Source organism: Pseudomonas sp. WS 5146 (assembly GCF_012985495.1).
Taxonomy (GTDB): domain Bacteria; phylum Pseudomonadota; class Gammaproteobacteria; order Pseudomonadales; family Pseudomonadaceae; genus Aquipseudomonas; species Aquipseudomonas edaphica.
Window position 1 is genome coordinate 14,522 of the sequence record NZ_JAAQWL010000001.1, and the last position, 17,840, is coordinate 32,361.

At 59.5% G+C, this 17,840-nt stretch carries 13 protein-coding genes; 2 read left to right on the forward strand and 11 right to left on the reverse strand.

Annotated elements, in window-relative coordinates; all coding sequences use genetic code 11:
• Positions 1 to 41 precede the first annotated feature (41 nt).
• The 7 genes from HBO41_RS00080 to HBO41_RS00110 all read right to left on the reverse strand — a co-directional run bounded on the left by HBO41_RS00080 (position 42) and on the right by HBO41_RS00110 (position 11,769).
• Positions 42 to 668, reverse strand: coding sequence for a glutathione S-transferase family protein (locus tag HBO41_RS00080; protein ID WP_017136952.1), 627 nt, complete (start codon positions 666 to 668; stop codon positions 42 to 44).
• A 118-nt stretch (positions 669 to 786) separates the two neighbouring features.
• Positions 787 to 6,741 (reverse strand): membrane-targeted effector domain-containing toxin, encoded by a 5,955-nt coding sequence (locus tag HBO41_RS00085; RefSeq protein WP_169984713.1) that lies wholly within the window; start codon positions 6,739 to 6,741, stop codon positions 787 to 789.
• A gap of 90 nt (positions 6,742 to 6,831) precedes the next feature.
• Entirely contained in the window at positions 6,832 to 8,889 is a 2,058-nt protein-coding gene (locus HBO41_RS00090; protein ID WP_169984715.1) for a methyl-accepting chemotaxis protein, read from the reverse strand.
• A gap of 229 nt (positions 8,890 to 9,118) precedes the next feature.
• Positions 9,119 to 9,418 (reverse strand): DUF3144 domain-containing protein, encoded by a 300-nt coding sequence (locus HBO41_RS00095; protein WP_017136956.1) that lies wholly within the window; start codon positions 9,416 to 9,418, stop codon positions 9,119 to 9,121.
• A 93-nt stretch (positions 9,419 to 9,511) separates the two neighbouring features.
• The gene (locus HBO41_RS00100; RefSeq protein WP_026013702.1) at positions 9,512 to 10,057 is read right to left on the reverse strand and encodes an ATP phosphoribosyltransferase regulatory subunit; all 546 of its coding nucleotides are present in this window, start codon (positions 10,055 to 10,057) and stop codon (positions 9,512 to 9,514) included.
• A gap of 292 nt (positions 10,058 to 10,349) precedes the next feature.
• Positions 10,350 to 11,045, reverse strand: a complete 696-nt coding sequence (locus HBO41_RS00105) for a tRNA (adenine(22)-N(1))-methyltransferase TrmK (RefSeq protein WP_169984717.1) — start codon at positions 11,043 to 11,045, stop codon at positions 10,350 to 10,352.
• A gap of 13 nt (positions 11,046 to 11,058) precedes the next feature.
• Entirely contained in the window at positions 11,059 to 11,769 is a 711-nt protein-coding gene (locus HBO41_RS00110; protein WP_099548970.1) for a FadR/GntR family transcriptional regulator, read from the reverse strand.
• A 350-nt stretch (positions 11,770 to 12,119) separates the two neighbouring features.
• On the opposite strand from HBO41_RS00110, the gene HBO41_RS00115 reads away from it, so the two are divergent.
• Both HBO41_RS00115 and gudD read left to right on the forward strand, forming a co-directional pair.
• Entirely contained in the window at positions 12,120 to 13,481 is a 1,362-nt protein-coding gene (locus HBO41_RS00115; protein WP_017136960.1) for an MFS transporter, read from the forward strand.
• An 18-nt stretch (positions 13,482 to 13,499) separates the two neighbouring features.
• Complete coding sequence (gene gudD, locus HBO41_RS00120) at positions 13,500 to 14,825, forward strand: glucarate dehydratase (RefSeq protein WP_138451478.1); 1,326 nt, start codon at positions 13,500 to 13,502, stop codon at positions 14,823 to 14,825.
• Here the strand turns inward: gudD and HBO41_RS00125 are convergent.
• From HBO41_RS00125 to HBO41_RS00140, 4 genes are all read right to left on the reverse strand, one after another.
• Positions 14,794 to 15,744, reverse strand: a complete 951-nt coding sequence (locus HBO41_RS00125; protein WP_169984719.1) for a DHH family protein — start codon at positions 15,742 to 15,744, stop codon at positions 14,794 to 14,796. The genes gudD and HBO41_RS00125 overlap by 32 nt on opposite strands.
• A 134-nt stretch (positions 15,745 to 15,878) precedes the next feature.
• The gene (locus HBO41_RS00130; protein ID WP_138451474.1) at positions 15,879 to 16,253 is read right to left on the reverse strand and encodes an addiction module antidote protein; all 375 of its coding nucleotides are present in this window, start codon (positions 16,251 to 16,253) and stop codon (positions 15,879 to 15,881) included.
• A 1-nt stretch (position 16,254) separates the two neighbouring features.
• Positions 16,255 to 16,557, reverse strand: a complete 303-nt coding sequence (locus HBO41_RS00135; RefSeq protein ID WP_169984721.1) for a type II toxin-antitoxin system RelE/ParE family toxin — start codon at positions 16,555 to 16,557, stop codon at positions 16,255 to 16,257.
• Positions 16,558 to 16,696: 139 nt separating this feature from the next.
• Positions 16,697 to 17,620, reverse strand: coding sequence for an ABC transporter substrate-binding protein (locus tag HBO41_RS00140; protein WP_169984723.1), 924 nt, complete (start codon positions 17,618 to 17,620; stop codon positions 16,697 to 16,699).
• Positions 17,621 to 17,840: the final 220 nt, after the last annotated feature.

Below are 17,840 nucleotides of genomic sequence, written 5' to 3' on the forward strand. Positions count from 1 at the left end.
CCCCCCTCGCCACAAGGGGCAATTGTGCCTTCTGGCCTGACCTATTTGGCGAACGCGTATTCCCCGCCCTGCTCCACCGCCTTGCGGTACGCAGGTCGCGCCTGGAAGCGTTGCACCCAGGCCGCCAGGTTTGGATAGGCCTGCAACTTGCCCTGGGCCTTGGCGATTTCACCGATAAAGCTCATCTGAATGTCCGCGCCGCTCAGTTCGTCACCGACCAGATACGGCGTATCCGCGAGCACGTCATTCAGATAGCCCAGGTAGTTGGCCACTTCCGACTCGATACGCGGGTGCAACGGCGCACCGGCTTCACCCAGACGACCGACGTAGAGGTTGAGCATCAGCGGCAGCATGGCCGAGCCTTCGGCAAAATGCAGCCATTGCACATATTTGTCGTAGGTCGCAGAGGCAGGATCAGGTTGCAGGCGGCCTTGACCATGGCGGCGGATCAGGTAGTCGATGATGGCGGCGGATTCGATCAACACCAGGCTGCCATCTTCGATAACCGGGGATTTCCCCAGTGGGTTGATGGCCTTGAGCTCCGGGGGCGCCAGGTTGGTTTTCGGGTCGCGCTGGTAACGCTTGATCTCGTAAGGCAGGCCGAGCTCCTCAAGTAGCCAGAGGATGCGCTGTGAGCGCGAGTTGTTAAGGTGGTGGACGATGATCATGGGAAGCTCCGCAGGATAAGCGTGGGTGTCTGGCCATGAGACTACGCCAGCCCAGTGGAGTGCCCACGATTTATTGTGGCAGCCCCTTCACGAGAGGCTGCCCCTCAAGAGGCTGTGATCAGGCGACGGCGGTCAAACGCACCTCTTTTTTGAGCGCATCCACCAGGCCTTCTATCGTTGCGTACCGCTTGCCTTGCAACAGCGGCCAGCGCTCGATAGACAACTGCCCCAGCTCGTCACTTTTTATCGGGGTGGTAACAATCTCTCCAGTCCTGGAACGGTGAAGCAAACTGGCTTGGGTGGATGAAGCGTACTCGATCAGGAAGTCACCGATGTTTTTCAGGCGCACGCTCGGCAGGGTCGAAGCGGAAACGGCCGTCAACTGCACATCCGTCTTGAGTGCATGAATCAAAAAATCCAAACTTGGGTAACGCTTTGCTTGCAACTGTGGCCACCGCTCAATAAAGAACTGCCCCTTATCGTCAATTTGAACAGGCGTGGAAATGATATCTCCAGTGTTAGAACGATGGAGCACATTGGCTTGGGTCATTGAAGGCCGCTCGATCAGAAAATCGCCGACACTTCTGATCCATGTACGATCCGCTGCAACCATCGGGCGCGGCGCCGGCGTACCGGCCACACCGACATGCACCTTGAAGTCACTGCGCATGGCCGTGCCCGCGGGCGTCTTGACCCCGCGCTCCAGGATTTCCCAGCCTCCTCGGTGCAAAGGCAGTGCATGGTCGGGCGCGACATCGCGTACCGTCAAGCTGACCGCATCCTGCAATTGCGCAATGCCTGGCACACCCTGATAGATGTCGGCGTGAGCGGTGCCCATGAGTGCGACCCACTTATGCGGCCCCAGTGCCGCCTGATCAGCCTTGATCACCTCATTGGCAAAGTAACTGAACACGCTCTGGCGGGCGTTCAAGTCGTGCATGCCTTTGACGTGGTAACTGGCGGTGCAGTCGAGAGCCCGGACGCGGATGCCCGCCTTGTTCGCCGCTTTGACGACGTTGGTGTAGGTGTTTTTTCCCGTGTAACCGCTCCCCATATGGCCGAGGTCCTGCGCCCTCAGATAGCGCTTGAGATTTTCCGGCATTTTCAGCGTGTTATAAAAAACGTCCAGTTCAAGCTGGTGCAGATCGGTAAGCAGGTGTTCCAGATACAAGGTTTTCACACCCTGCTCTTTCAATAGCTTCATGTATTTAATCAGGAACTGTTTACTCGCCTTATCCGCATGCGCTTCAGCAACAATCAGTCCGCGCTTGAGTTTGTACAGTAGCTTGACGAACGCCTCTTCGCTGGCCACCGTACCCAGTTCGACGAAGGTGGACCGTGCCGGGGGCGTGTAAGTGGCAAAGGCGGCTTTGGCGGCCTTCTCCAAACGATTACGGGTGTTCTTGAACCCCTTGAACGCCGCCTCATACAGGTGCCCAATCCCAAAGCCGTAGCGAGTATCCAAGTCACGATGCGAGTGCACCATTTCATCCAGGTGCGCTTTAAACGACGCGGGCAGATCGAACTCACTGTAATGGGACGGTGCAGCGGGCGCCGGCACCGCCCTTGAAGGACCCGCGGTCGGCAACGCTTGCGATGCCGGCGCCATGGTCATCCGGTAATCACCCCGGGACAACGCGGCGGAGGCAGTATCAGGCGAGATGCCCACCGCCTGGCCCGGGGTAACATCCTCCACACGCAGGGCGATGACATTCTGCAAATCGGCCAGCCCCGGCACTTCGTCCGTGCTCCCTATGCGGGTGTGATCAACCAGGGCGATCCAACCATCATCGGGGTCGTTTTGTGAAAGGGCTTTGTGGGAATAGAAGTTCCTGAGTTTGCTGTTGCGAGGGATAAACCGCTCTTGTTCAGACAGCGCCAGCACATGCTCCATATGATAAGAACTCGAGGCGTCCACGCCGTCGATCGCGACCTTGTGCTTGTGGGCTTCAAGCATCAGTTTACGGTAGGTAAAAGGCGCGTCCGCGTCCCAGCCCAAGCCTGAGTCTACCCGCGCCAGATGGTCCTCGACCTGTTTCAAGGCATACGCCACGTCACCCTGGGTTTCGCCGTTGATAATTTTGAGTTTGGTCCGGAAAACATCGGCCGGCAGGTTTTCAACGTACACGCGCTTGAGCCCTTGCGCTTTCAAGGCTGGCAGGTTTTCGATGAGTAATTGCTTACTGGCAACGCTGGTATTGGATGCGCCAATGATCAGCCGCTTCTTGAGTGGAAACAGGGTGGCAAGCGCAGTAGATGGGCTGGAATCCGGTGCCAGCACCGGCAAGCCGCTACGGTCCGGGCGCGCTGGAGGCGAGGCATAAAACGCGTCCGCGTCTTGAGTCAGGTGTTTCATCTGATCGAGATAGCTGTCGCGTAGAGGCTTCAACTGAAGATAGGCCCCGTCACTTATGCCCTGTGCAATGGCGTCGTCCGGAGGGCTGGTAACGATGCGCACATATTCAAGATCGAGCGCGCGCCTGAAGTACTTCCCTTGCTCGGGTGCAATCTCGTAGGGCACCAGTAACTCGTCGACCTCTTCGCGCAGTAGCGTATGGCGCCCGCCTCCCGGAGTCGTGAAGCGCACCCAATGGCCATCGCTGTTCTGGTTGACCACACGTGTGGTTGACTGCATTTGCCCGGTGACTGGGTCACGGCGAAACAGCAGATGCCGCCCCAGGGAGTCCGGTGTGTTTTTGATCCAGAACTGCTCGGAATTGAACATCACAGGTTTCATTCCGGCAGCAATGCCTGGGTCTATATCGTTGATCAGCGTGGCCTGCTTCAGCGCCTTGGTCACCGGCCGCACGCGCAGTGCTTTAAGGGCCGGGCGAAAGTCAAACAGCACAGCGCCGCCCACATTGGCCAGGTAGCCAATGTAGTGTTTCAAGGCTTCGCCCGTGTCACCCTGTTGGTAGGCACTGATAGCGAGCATCGCGTCCTTGAACGCCAGCAAACCACCCAGGCCCAGGCTCAATACGGGAAAAGGGATAGTGGCGATGGCAGTGACCAATTCGACGCACGTCCAAAGAATCCCCGTGATCATCTCCGTGCGATTGACCGTGGTGGCAACTACATCGTCTATTTTGCGCTGCAACACCATGTTGTAAAAATCATTGCGCGGGTCGCTCACGGTGGTGTCCGGGGTTATCCGGTCATAGCGCGCCGGGCTTGGGGTCGTACGGTCAATCGTTTCGGGCAAGCCATTGCGGGCAGTCTTCAGAAACGCTCCGATCCGTACCTGAGATGGGACCGGCACCCGACCCTGCAGGTAGTCCGACACACCGTCGACCTTTTTCAGCCAGTAGTTGAATAGCTTCGCTTCACGAAAACCGATGCCATCGGGTGCGTTGGGGGTGTAGAGCAAAACCGGGTTGCTTGCATGGCTGAACAGGTAGCTGCCTATCACCCAATCGCCGTCAATGCTCAGGCGATGTACCTGATAAGTCGAGCGGATCGCCGCCGCTGTGTCGCCAAGGCTGTCGATCGCACGCTCCAACCAGGTCAAGTCGACTCGGGCGATATGACCGCGCAGGCAGCCATCGAGTGCGGCGTACTTCATCTGCAGTTGTGTGATCGTCAAGGTGGCGTCGCGCCGTTTGGCGTAACCGGGACTGCTCGCGCTTTGCAAGTTGGCGCGCACTTCGTCGGTGTAGCGTTGCCCGATCCATACACCCGTCACCGCCCTTGATACGTTCTGCGGGGTCAAACGGCTCAGGTCCACGCCCACCGGCCCGCTGAACGTGGCCGAAGTGGAGAATTTCGGGTCGATGAACCCGACGTTATCCGTGTAACCGTCCCTGTACAGCCGGGTATAGGAAATGGGCTTCGGCGCACCGCCCAGCAACGGCCAGGGCGCCGACACAAACACGCTATCCGGGTCGATATCATTCTGACGGCGACCAAGCAGCGTGTTCAGGCTGAGTTTGGCTTTATCGTGCAGATAGGCATTGAAGGTAATGAAGTTCGCTTCTGAATCGGGCATGGCGTTATAGACGCGCAAGGCACCTGCGGCATCTTCGGCAAGGCTGGTCAACCGGGTTCGGTCCGCCGCCTGGGCTGAGCGATACCACAGCGGGGTGCTGTATTCGTAGTCGTCCTGCGCTGCGCTTTGCCCATGCATGACCATGGCGTCCAGGCATATCGTGTGGGAGCACACAGGGCCAAATGTCACTTCCTCATGTTCCTTTGCGTCGGGCCTGAAGCCCAAGCCTTTGAGGAACGTGTGCATCTTCGGCCGAAAACGCAGCGGGCATTGCTCCAACAGGTAGTCGCTCATGGTGCGACCCTTTAACCGGGTGTTGTCATCGGCCCAACCGATGATATGCGCCTGGCATTCGAGCTCGGTGGTGAACGCCAGGAACTGTCGCTCACGTGGCGAATCGGGGGTGCACAACAGCAAGCGTCGGATTTGGCCGTTGGCATCTTCCTCGCGCAATAACCACAGGTCTTTGAGTTGCGCGCCATGCAGCAGCACGGTGCGTGCGCACAGGAGCGGGTTCGTACCGGCCCGCAACGTTTCGAACAACCTGTGGTCTGCCGGGCTCAGGTCGCCTCGCAACCGGGCGACAAAGGCAAGCAACACCAGGCGATGATCAAACAGGTCGCGAGTAGCCTGCTTGTAGCCAGTTTCGGCCTGCATTTTTTTTTGCAGCGCGGCATAGTCCAGGCGCGGTTGCAGGCCAGGTTCGCGGAGGATGTGGAGCAGGCTTTGCGCACTCAGAACGGCATGGTCACCTTGCAGTGGCGCGTCGGCATAGGTCAGGGCGGTCGTGGTCAAAAAATCAGAGCCGGGCAACTCGTCGTCGGTATGCAGCCCGTCATAGCTTAATTGCACCAGATTGCGGGTCTGCTCATAGGTGCCGACATTGGCGACGTTGCGTCGGGTGGTGATGTTCAGGTGACGCGGGTCCAGGTCGTAGATTTCCAGCGCTTCGTCCAGATACTCGGTCAACTGGAAACTTGCCAGGGCTTGAGGCGACGCAACAGGCCCCAGCAGCTCGATATAGGTAGCCCGGGCCTGATTGTAATCCTGCATGCAACGACTCAGGGTTTGCTGGTCCGTCGCAGCCGCGTTGCGATACCAATCCGGCAGGCTGTTATAGACGCTGCGCTCGAGTAGCTGTTGGCGCCTGAACGCCAAGCGTGACGACAAGTCTGGCAGCGCTGCTGTCACCGCGTTGTCCAATGCTGACTTGAGCTGCGTTGCCTCGTGCAATGGGTTGTCCAGCAGGCTCAATGCCAGTTCGATGTCCTGGCTGCGCTTGTCGATAATCGCGTTGTAGGTGTGTTCGAACAGTGGCTCGCCGTCAATGGGCAGCAATTGCAAGGGCCAGATATCGACGACATCCAGCGTTTGATAACGTACAGGCAAATGTCGGCAGAACTCCGCTCGACCCGCCGGTAGCGCCAAAGTCGCCTTGAGGCTCTGGTCGAGCTGCACCAGAGAGTCGAAGGCCTCCAGCCCCCTGTTTGGCGTGAACAACAAGACCTGGCCGAGGTTTTCTACCAACGTCAGGTTGTCCACGACTGGGCTGGACTTTCTCGTAAGAACGAAGGCCCCGGCAAATTCCACGGTTTTGTCCTGGTAGCTGAAATTGAGCGAGTACATGCCAGGGCGAAAGGCCGGGCCTCGGGAGCAGTCTTCAACCATGCGCTGTTCGGCAGGGCTTAGCAGGTAATCACGCACATCCAGTTTGGCTTGCTGCTCCAACGCGCCAAGACCAGCCGCCTGGGTGAGGTAGCTCTTGCGGCCTTGAATGCCCACCGTGCTGACTTCGTCAAGGCCTAGCAGGTGCTTGTCCAAGTCGGTTTTGAGTTGAGCAAGCAACGTCTTGCCGGCCGCTTGGGTGAGATCTGCCCCCGTCAATGCCTCGAACAAGCTGCGTGACCTCGCCAGCAGGACGTTGTTGGCGCTGATCAGGGTAGTGTTCAGTTGTTCCAGCGCATGCAGTTCGGCAGGTAATACGACAGGCTCCTGGGTTTGCGTGCGCAGGCTCGGGTCGATTTCAAGCAGGTGTGTACGAATTTCCTGAAACGTCGGTGAGGCGGATGTAGGGCTCGGCGTGCTCATGGGCACGGTCCTCATACTGATGGAATGAACCCTCAGCATGAGACGCAGCCCGAGCGTATCTGCGGTAGATATTGGTGACCTGCCCGCGCCTCAGCCCAATCGAAAGCGCGCCGTGTTATCACTCAGCGCCAGGCTGCCCTTGCGCAAGGTATCCGCCGCCTGATTCACCGCCCGTGCGCCGTCCAGCAAGCGCCCTGCCGCCTGGTCGACCTGCTGGATATTGCCGCTGACCTCATCCGCCGTTGCAGCCTGTTCTTCCACCGCTGCCGCGATCTGCGCCAGGGTGTCGGTGACGTGTTGCACCGCACCGGCAATTTCGCCCAGGCGGGTGCCCAGGCCGGTGACGGATTCGGCGTCGGTCAATGCCTGGTCGCACGCCGCGCCCATCAGGCTGACCGCCTGGCTGACAGTTGCGCGCAAACTGTCCACGGTGCCGGCGATCTGTGCGGTGGACGCCTGGGTGCGTTGCGACAGGCTGCGCACTTCATCGGCCACCACGGCAAACCCACGGCCCTGCTCGCCCGCACGCGCAGCCTCGATGGCCGCGTTGAGCGCCAGCAAGTTGGTCTGTTCGGCGATGCCGCGAATGGTGTCGACCACCGATTGAATCTGCTGGCCCTGCTGGCTGACCTGTTCCAGGGCGTTGGCGGTGTCGGTCAGGCGCTGGTTGAGCTGTTGGATGCTTGCCGTGGTGCGCAGGCTGTCGCGGCTGCTGTCTTCGGCGATGCGCCTTGTGTGCTGCGCGCTGCCCGAGGCCTGTTCGCAACTCTTGGCCACGCCCATGGAGGTGGCGGCCAATTGGGTCGCGGCGGCCGCAATCTGGCTGATTTGGTGTTGCTGGTCTTCCACCTCGGTGAGGGTGCTGCCTGACTGCGCGTTAAGTGTGAGTACGGCAGAACCGAGTTGCTGGGTTTCGTGATTGACGCCCAGCAGGCTGGTGCGCAATTGCACCACGGCAACGTTGAGCGCCCGGCTGATGGCCGCTAATTCATCACGCCCTTCTACCGCCACTTCGACGCACAGGTTACCGTCGCGCAACGACTCGGCCAGCGTGGTGATGCCACTGGCACTGCGGCGGATCGAGGCTTGCAGACAGGTAAACAAGTACAACGCGGCCAGGGCCAGCAGGCTGAACGTCGCCGCCACCGGAATAAAGTGCTGGAGCGAACGCTCGCGGTAGTCACTCAGGCGCGCATCCAGTGAGTTCAGCGACTGGCTGCGCAACGCCCCCAACGCGCCTAACATGCTGTCGACGCTGCGGTCGAAGGCGGCGGTGTCCAATTTGATGGTGCCGCCAAACACGCCTTCATCCAAGGTTTTTAGTTCGTTATCCAGAAGCAGCAGGCTGCTGTCATATTGCGCCGTCCACGGCTCGATCCCAGGATATTGCTTGGCTTTGAGCGAAGCGGCGGCCTTGGCCAATTGGTCACGTGCATCGCCAATACGGCCGCGCAGGTCGCGCATCTGCAAGCGGCTTTGCAAGGTGAACTGCCCCGAAGCGATGGACGACTGGCCGACGCTGGCCGTGCGACCGATGCGCTCGATCAGGTCCGGGGTGTGCTGGGTGGAGATCTGCATCAGCAGGTAGGTTTCCAGCCACGGATCGAGGATCAGGCCAGTATCCAGAGTGATTTGCTCGCGCAAGGTTTGCAGCGCCGTCAACGCAGCAGTGAAACGGTCGTAGCCGTCCGGCCACCAGCCCACGGTGCGCAGGGACTGGGTGTCCATGCCCTTGACCGCCGCCTGCAATGCCTCGAACCGCGCAAGCGTGTCGGCGCTGGCGTTGCGGGCTTTGAGTGCTTCACCCAAGCCTTGCAGGCTTTGCATAATCATCGGGTTGCCTGCATCCACTTTATCCATTGCTGCCTGGGCGGCAGGGGTTGGGGTGTGGAGGATATCCAATGCTTTCCAGCGCGCGGCCAGGTTGCGTTGCGCAGTCAATTGGCCATCGAGCGTGTCCAGGGCCAGCAGTTGGTGCACGCCGGACTGCTCGCTGGTAATCACGTTCAATTTGCCGCGATAGTCCGAGCCAATCATCCAGAGGCTCCCGGCCAGGGGCAGCATGAACAGGAAAAACAGCACCTGGAATTTGCGCGCAAAACCGAAACGGCCGAGCAAATGGATACCGGGTGATAAAAGAGTGTGCATGGCCGACCGCTCCCAAAAACAAGCTGGAAATGACTAGAAGCAAAATGCCATGTCATTGATTAGCTTGGTTCTAGCAAGATACGGGCCGTTGCAGGAGGGGCCGGAGATAGGCGGTGCGGCAATCAAAAAGTGCGCGGGCGTGCGCAAAAATGGGGCAAAAACACTCAATGACGAGAGTGAAACGGTAACTGTGGGCTGCCAAGCACACAGCCCCTCCCCCACCACCCTCTTAATCCGCCACTTTCACCCGCATGTACTGACTGAAATTATTGATGTGATCATCCAGGTTATCCTCAAGCATCATCCTGTACTGATCACAGAAATACTTCAGCATCGCCTCACGGGCCTCGGCCATCTCGGCGCCGGACTTGAAGTTGCGGGCGCTGGCCCAGGCATTGAAGCGCGTGGTGCCGAACATCATCGAGGCGCTGACCTCACCGAGGTTTTCACAGGTCTTGAGCTGCTCGTTCGACAGTTCGATATGCGCATCTGCGCGGTCGTAGAAGGCTTGGTCGGTGGTCTCGGCCATGGCAGGGTTCCTGGGTCAGCAAAAGAAGGCGGCTATTGGAGCATATTCGAGGCCAGCAAAGCAGGCGCCTCCCACTGGGAGACGCCTGGTGCTTCACGCCAACGCCAGCACCAACCGCTCAAGCCCGATACCGAAGCCCGCGCCTTCACGGTAAGCCCCGCCGCCCACGACTTGCTGTTGCGCACCCAATGTCGGGCAGCGCACCTCAAAGCCGTTGCCCTCCAGGTAGTAACTCAGCCCACGTTTCACGGCCAGGTTCAGCGCATAGTCGAGCCCCAGCGTGTCCAGAAACCCAGTACACAGGGCCTGGCTGCGCTGCAACGCCAACCCAGGGTCAGGGCTTAGAATCTCCAGCCCCAGTTGAGTGAACTCACGATAACGGCCGGCTTGCGGCCGCTCATAGCGATAACACCGCGCCACGTAAAAAAACATCGCCGCCGCGCGCCCCTCGAGCAAGTCGGCGTTGCGCTCCTGGAACAGCGCAGTGGCTTCCGGGATCAGGCAGCACTTGCGGCCCGCCTTGTCATCGAAGGCCCACATCTGCCCGATGATTTCACTGCCGCCGGTTTTTTCGATAAACGTGTCCTGGCCCCAAAGAGCCGGCACGATGACTTCTTCAGCGCCCGCTTCGATGAAGATAGCTCCGGAAACGGCCCTCTACTTCACGCATCGTTGCGGCTTCTTTGCCGGTGACCATTCGGGTTCCACGTAGCATTGTCATGGGTTGAATCTCCAGTGTTTGCAGGCAATAAAAAAGGCGCCATAGGCGCCTTGGGTGGGGTTCATTGAGTGATCAGTGGGTCTGGTCAATCAGTGAGCGCAAGCAACCACGGCACCTGAAGGAAGGTCCGTGGGGATGATGGCGGTTGCTTTGCGAAAATTGAGTCATGGGCAGATCCTTGCACAGGCGTAGGAAAAGTTACAAGTCACTTCACGCCAGCAGCTCGGTAATCCACCGCGCCTGCTGGGCAATTTCTTGCAGTTTTTGCTCCGGTACCGCCTGGCGTGCCTGCTCAAAACTGGCCAGGGTCTTGTGCTTCTGGCGCAGCATCCGCTGCCACTTGGCCAGGAACTCCGGGCTGCGGGCTTGCATTTGCAACGGGCCAAAGTACAGCTGCTGATCGGTATAGGTCACGGCGCCTGTGCGCTCGGCCACGATGATCTCGTAGTAAAAGCGGTTTTCCCGCAGCAACTCTTCGCTGAGGATGCGATAGCCGTTGTCCATCAGCCATTGGCGCAAGGGTTGCTCGCCACCATTGGGTTGCAGGACCAGGCGTTCCTGGCCGCTGAGGTGCACCTTGCCGTTGTCGAGGATGTCGCGGATCGTCTCGCCGCCCATGCCACAGACGCTGATCGCGGTGATCCCATCGCCCGGTTCAATCGCCGCCAAGCCATCGGCCAGGCGCACGCTGATGTGTTGCTCCAGGCCATTGTCGCGCACGGTGCGTTGGGCTGCGTAAAAGGGCGTGGTCGCCACTTCCCCCGCCACCGCTGCCGTGATCACGCCACGGCGCATCAAGGCCACCGGCAGGTAGCCGTGGTCCGAGCCGATGTCGGCCAGGCGCGCGCCAGCGGGCACGTTGGCGGCCACGCGCTCCAGGCGCATGGACAATGTGTGTTCGTTCAACGGTGGTTCCTTGTCATTCCCCGGAAAACCGGTCCCGGCTGTTGGTCAGGTGCAGCACCATGGCGGCCCGCGCCGCGTCCGGGTCCTGGCGCTTGATGGCATTGAAGATCGCCTCATGCTCAAGGTTCGCCAACTGCCCCAGCTTGGCGAAGTCGGCCCCGCCGCGTTCGACGCCCTTGACCTGGGTGCGCGGGATCATCGCACTGCCCAGGTGCAGCATGATTTCGGTAAAAAAGGTATTGCCGGTGGCCTCGGCGATCAGTTGATGAAAGCGCTTGTCCTCTTCCACACAGCTGTCGTTGCTGGCCAGCGAGGCCTGGTAATCGTCCAGCGCCTGGCGCATGTGTGCGAGCTGTTCGTCGCTCCTGCGCAGCGCGGCCAAAGCCACCGCTTGCACCTCCAGGCCCAGGCGCAGCTCGAGCATGTTACGCACGCTGGCGACCGTGTCCACATGCAAACGCAAACCTTGCTGGGCGTGCTGCACCAACACAAAGGTGCCGATGCCGTGACGCGTCTCCACCAGCCCCGACGCCTGCAGCTTGGAGATCGCCTCGCGCACCACTGTGCGGCTCACGCCATGCTCCAGCACGATGCTGGACTCGGACGGCAATTTTTCACCGGGTTTGAGCTGGCCCAGCAGGATGCGCTGGGTCAGCGCCTCGACCACACCTTGGGCGAGGTTATTGGAACGTTTACGCACAGGGTTTGCGCTTTCAATGGGCATCACTATGGGTCCACGGGGTTGGCTGAGGGGAGCTTAACACCCTGCCCCGAGTAGGCGCTGGCTTGATTCATAAAGCTCACAACTTGTATGACAACCAACCAGAATGACGCAATGCTCGCTGGCCCTTGCGGGCCGTGCGTGAAGGTAAAGATCGCGATAACTACATCGCCGATCGATCTATACACCCAACAAACGCTAGACAAATAACCAAAACACACAACCAATCAGCAGCCTTATAAGAACAAAAACAGTTGCAGGTGCATTGCGAACTCAAGAAAACCACTTGTATGATGTCTGGCAACAAAACACGCAAACCCGCATAAAAATAAATCAGGGGGAGTTTTTTAATTGTGAACAATTCAAACCACGCATCTGCCGCTCCAGAAAGTGATTCGGTCCTCACGCGCGCCGTGAGCAAAGTGAAGGGCCACGTGCTCCCACTGTTCGTGATCATGTTTATTCTCAACTACATCGACCGGGTCAATATCGGCTTCGTGCGCACACACATGGAGCATGACCTGGGTATCGGCGCGGCCGCCTACGGCTTGGGCGCCGGGTTGTTTTTCATCGGCTACGCGCTCTTTGAAGTGCCCTCCAACATGCTGCTGCAAAAGGTCGGTGCGCGCATCTGGCTGACCCGCATCATGTTCACCTGGGGCATCGTCGCCACGCTGATGGCGTTCATCCAGAACGAAACCCAGTTCTACGTCCTGCGCTTTCTGCTGGGCGTGGCCGAGGCGGGGTTTTTCCCTGGGGTGATTTACTATTTCACGCGCTGGCTGCCCGGCGTGGAGCGCGGTAAAGCCATCGCCATTTTCCTCAGTGGCTCGGCGGTTGCGTCGCTGATCTCCGGCCCGCTGTCGGGAGCACTTCTGCAGATAGAAGGGTTCGGGTTTCACGGCTGGCAATGGATGTTTGCCATCGAAGGCCTGGCTTCAGTGGCGCTGGGCTTTTTTGTGTGGTTCTGGCTCGACTCCAAACCCCACGACGCCCAATGGCTGACCCGCGAAGAACAGGACGCGCTGGTGGGCGCCATTGACCAGGAACAGCGCGAGCGTGAGGCGCTGACCACCATCAAACCGACCATTGCCAAGCTGCTCAAGGACCGCCAGATCCTGCTGTTCTGCGCCTTGTACTTCTGCATCCAGCTGACGATCTACGCCGCGACCTTCTGGCTGCCGAGCATCATCAAGAAGATGGGCGATCTGAGCGACGTGCAGGTCGGCTTCTTCAACTCGATCCCGTGGCTGATCTCGATCATCGCCATGTACGCCTTCGCCGCGCTGTCGGGCAAGTTCAAGTTCCAGCAAGCCTGGGTCGCCGCCGCGCTGTTGATTGCCGCCGCCGGCATGTTCATGTCCACCACCGGCGGGCCGATCTTCGCCTTTGTCGCGATCTGCTTTGCGGCCATCGGGTTCAAGTCCGCGTCCTCGCTGTTCTGGCCAATCCCACAGGGTTACCTGGATGTGCGCATCGCCGCTGCAGTGATCGCGCTGATCAACTCCATCGGCAACCTGGGCGGCTTCGTGGCGCCTACGACCTTCGGCTTTCTGGAGCAGACCACCGGCTCGATCCAGGGCGGCCTGTATGGCCTGGCCGGCACCTCGGTGCTGGCGGCCATCCTGGTGTTTTTTGCCAAGACTTCGCCTTCTGCCGTGCTGGCGCCGCAGAGCGTTGCAGCAACAGGCACCGCTATCAGCAAACCTCTTTAAGCTTATTAGGATCCTGCCATGACCACGCCCGTCGTCACCCATTTCCAAGTCGTTCCCGTCGCCGGCCACGACAGCATGCTGCTGAACCTGAGCGGCGCCCATGGGCCATTTTTTACCCGCAATATCGTGATCCTCAAGGACAGTTCGGGCAACACCGGTGTCGGTGAAGTGCCCGGTGGCGAGCGCATCCGCGAAACCCTGGAGGACGCCCGCAGCCTGGTGATCGGCCAACCCATCGGCCAGTACCAGCGCATCCTCAACCAGATGCGCACCACCTTTGCCTCAAGGGACGCCGCCGGCCGTGGCCTGCAAACCTTCGACCTGCGCATCACCATCCACGCCGTCACCGCCATGGAGGCCGCCCTGCTCGACCTGCTCGGGCAATTCCTCGAAGTGCCCATAGCCGCCCTGCTGGGCGAAGGCCAACAGCGTGACGCAGTAAAAATGCTCGGCTACCTGTTCTACGTCGGTGATCGCACGGCCACCGACCTGGCCTACCGCAACGAGGCGGACGCCGATGACGAGTGGTTCCGCCTGCGCCATGAAAAAGCCCTGACCAGCGAGGCCGTGGTGCGCCTGGCCGAAGCCGCCAAAGCCAAATACGGCTTCAACGACTTCAAGCTCAAAGGCGGCGTATTGAGTGGCGATGAAGAAATCGAAGCGGTGACGGCCTTGGCCGAGCGCTTCCCGGACGCACGCATCACCCTCGACCCGAACGGCGCATGGTCACTGAAAGAAGCGATCCGCCTATGCCGCGATCAACACCACGTGCTGGCCTACGCCGAAGACCCCTGTGGCGCAGAAAACGGCTACTCGGGCCGCGAGGTCATGGCCGAATTCCGCCGTGCCACCGGGCTTAAAACCGCGACCAACATGATCGCCACCGACTGGCGTGAAATGGGCCACGCGATCCAGCTGCAGTCGGTGGATATTCCCCTGGCCGACCCGCACTTCTGGACGATGCAAGGCTCGGTGCGCGTGGCGCAGATGTGCAATGAGTGGGGCCTGACCTGGGGCTCGCACTCCAATAACCACTTTGATATTTCCCTGGCGATGTTCACCCAGGTGGCCGCCGCCGCTCCGGGCGACATCACTGCGATCGACACCCACTGGATCTGGCAGGACGGCCAACGCCTGACCCGGGAACCGCTGAAAATCGAGGGCGGCTACGTCAAGGTGCCGAGCAAACCGGGCCTGGGCGTGGAGATCGATATGGACGCCGTGGCCAAGGCCCACGAACTGTACAAAGGCATGGGCCTTGGGGCGCGGGACGACAGCGTGGCGATGCAGTTTTTGATACCGGGCTGGGCCTTCAACAACAAACGGCCTTGCCTCGTACGCTGAGGTCTTCGCGTGCGGCAGCCAGGGCCAGCTTCACCAGCTCCTTGCGCTGCATCGCACGCCCAAGCACGGCCTGTGTACCTTGCCAATCAAGCGACAGCAGCAGGCTCAGCTTCGGCTGGCTGAGAGAAGGCTCGGCCAACCAATAGCTCTTGCGCTCGCGGATGCTGATAGCGTTCAACAGCCAGTCCTCACCTTGCGCCGCCAGCCATTGCTCAATGGCTGCGTGATGCCGCTGGAGCAACCCCTGCGCATCCCACACCGTCATTTGCGCAATGAGCTGCGGCAGGTTGCGCGTGGCCGTCATGTGTTTCATATCAGCCGCCAGGGCGACCTCAAGGTCGGCTTCGATCGCAGCCTGGCATTCGCTGAAATAACGCTGCGGCCAATCCGCCGTCAGCCCCGCCCGCCGCGCCAGCACCTCGTAGGCCCAGATATCCAGGGATGCGGTCATTTTTCCGGTGAAGTTCAGGGTATTGTCCAGAATCGCCGTGGCCAATAACGCAGCGCTGTGCCGGCTGATCTGCGGCAGCAGGCCGGACCTTTCCCAACGCTGGAAAACCAGCGTTGCCGCGGCACCGATTGGCCGGATATCAGCATCCGCACCCAGCTTCTGCGCCCAGTGGATTTCAAAGCCTGGATGATGGTCAATCACTTCGCACACCTGATCGAGTACCACGACCGGGTCAAAATGATGGTAGTCGGAGACATCCACCAACACGAACTCATCGTCGGCGCCGGGTTGGTAATCGTCCAGCGAGGCCTTCCAACCGAGCACACTGGCGCAAACGCTGAAATTGAGTGGCGCACTGCTGACCCCACGCGCTTGAACACCTTGGTGATTCAGCAGTTCAGCGTAGGCTATGCAACAAGCGTAAGCGTCTATATCCAGATAAGCAGAGCCTGAGGTCACGACCCTCATGATTAAATCTCCTTGAAGTACAACTCAGGCGGGGTCCGGTGCCTTGTGTTTTTTGGCTAGGGAACGTTCGCATCAGCGTGTGACAAGACCATGACTTCAAGGAGAAAGATACTGTGAAAACTGACAGTTGCTGATTATTGTCCGTTGTGCCGCGGCATTTTTTTGCTCGCGCCAGCTGCAACGGGCTGCACAGTCAGCTCAACGCCTAACGCCAGCATCAGCTTCTTGATCGTTTCAAAACGTGTTTTAGAGCCGCCCTTCAGGGTTTTATACAGACTCTCGCGATTGACCCCCGCCGCCTCGGCCACCTTGTTCACACCCTGGGCCTTGGCAACTTCAGCCAGCGCCTTCATGAGGATCTGCGGGTCCTGGGACTTCATGCTTTGTGCCAGATAAGCACTGATGATTTCCGGGCTGTCGAGGAAGCGCGAAGCTTCGTAGACGCTGGTGCCGGATGTATCAAGATCGAGGATCGGCATGTCCTCGGGTTTGAATGTCGAGTTGCTCATTTCATTTACCTCTCAGGGCATCGAGAATCTCTTTTGCCCGCTTTATGCCTCTTTTTTGGTCGGTTTTATCACTGCCCCACAGTATCAGGTAGGCCGTGATGCCCGTGCGTACAAAATAAATCCTGTAGCCAGGCCCGACGAATACACGCATTTCACTCAGGCCGTCACCGGCCGGCTCGCAATCGCCAAAATTGTTTTCTTCGGCGCGGTCCAGGCGAGTCAGCACCGCCGTTTTGCCCCATAGATCCTTCATACCGTCGAGCCATGTATCAAACTCCGGCGTCCTGCCGATCGAATTGGTCAAAGTCTCACCTGTAGCCTACTGGCTACTCCATACTGATGCTAGTGAATTTTTTGTTCCGGCGCCAACCGGAACCAAAAACCCTAGCTCAGCCCCCGTATCAACAGGCGCCCGAGACTATTAGCGCGTGTTTCGTCCGCGTTTAAAGGGCCTGATCAAACATGGGCGTCACGTCATAAGGCTGTTTGAGCATCTGCGCATCGACCAGGAAATCCGCCGTGGCCTGGGCTTCGCCGACAATGGTCGGGGAGATCGGCAGCACCTTGATCGCATCACGCTTGAACCACACCTTGGCAATCTCCGGTGCAGATTGGTTGGCCTTCGACCACGCCTGGGCATACTCATCAACGTGGCTGCTGCTCCACACCCGCGCACGGGTGAGACGCGCCACAAAATCTTTGATAATCGCGCGTTTCTGCGCCAGCGCCGGCTCATACGCAACGATGTAGGTCGGCGCGCTCATCAGGCCCTTGGCATTGCGGATCAGGGTGCTGCCCTCTTTTTCCTGCAACGACACGTAGGGTTCCCAGGTGCCGAAGGCATCGATGTCGCCCTGGCTCAGCGCCAGGCTGGCTTCGGCCGGCAGCAGGTATTTGAAGGTCACGCTGCTGCGCGGCACACCGGCCTCATCCAGAGCCTTGTAGGCCAGTTGCTGGCTCCACGAACCGTTCCAGATCGCCACCGTTTTGCCTTTGAGCTCGGCCACCGAATGGATGCCTTTGCGCGCCACAATGCCCACGCCATCGAGGCTGGTCTGGGTGCTGGCGACCACTTTCACCGGCGCGCCATTGGCGGCGAGGCTGATCACCGGCGTATCGCCGACAATGCCCACGTCCAGCGCGCCACTGGCGACCGCCGAGGCCACCGGGGAGCCGGTATTGAAGCGTTTGAAGTCGATTTGATACGGCAGGTCTTTCAGCTCGCCGGACAGCTCCAGGACGATGCGATTGGAGAAGAACTGGTCACCCACCGTCAGGGTCTGCGGCGCTGCCGCCCACACCGATGGGCCATGCAGTGTCAGCGAGGCCAGGCCCAGCACGGCAAGCAAATTACGACGATTGATCATAGGAGGAATCCACACAGTTAATGGCTGACTCAACCATCTGTGGGCGTGCAGTCTGGCAATGAGAGAAGGGTTTTGGCAGTCGCCGAGCGTGGCGCCCGTAGAAGCTAACGCAATAAAAGCGCCGGGTTTAATACTGTTGTGCACTATCGATAGAACCGCCGAACAGTGGGTTAGCTATTTTTCGTATTAAAAGTTTGCTGCCCACTGAGTTAGGGTGACG

Bases quoted from the DNA above. Each gene is read 5' to 3' on its own strand.
- HBO41_RS00080 (WP_017136952.1), bottom strand. From the start codon at position 668: ATGATCATCGTCCACCACCTTAACAACTCGCGCTCACAGCGCATCCTC.
- HBO41_RS00085 (WP_169984713.1), bottom strand. From the start codon at position 6,741: ATGAGCACGCCGAGCCCTACATCCGCCTCACCGACGTTTCAGGAAATT.
- HBO41_RS00090 (WP_169984715.1), bottom strand. From the start codon at position 8,889: ATGCACACTCTTTTATCACCCGGTATCCATTTGCTCGGCCGTTTCGGT.
- HBO41_RS00095 (WP_017136956.1), bottom strand. From the start codon at position 9,418: ATGGCCGAGACCACCGACCAAGCCTTCTACGACCGCGCAGATGCGCAT.
- HBO41_RS00110 (WP_099548970.1), bottom strand. From the start codon at position 11,769: ATGCCCATTGAAAGCGCAAACCCTGTGCGTAAACGTTCCAATAACCTC.
- gudD (WP_138451478.1), top strand. From the start codon at position 13,500: ATGACCACGCCCGTCGTCACCCATTTCCAAGTCGTTCCCGTCGCCGGC.
- HBO41_RS00125 (WP_169984719.1), bottom strand. From the start codon at position 15,744: ATGAGGGTCGTGACCTCAGGCTCTGCTTATCTGGATATAGACGCTTAC.
- HBO41_RS00130 (WP_138451474.1), bottom strand. From the start codon at position 16,253: ATGAGCAACTCGACATTCAAACCCGAGGACATGCCGATCCTCGATCTT.
- HBO41_RS00140 (WP_169984723.1), bottom strand. From the start codon at position 17,620: ATGATCAATCGTCGTAATTTGCTTGCCGTGCTGGGCCTGGCCTCGCTG.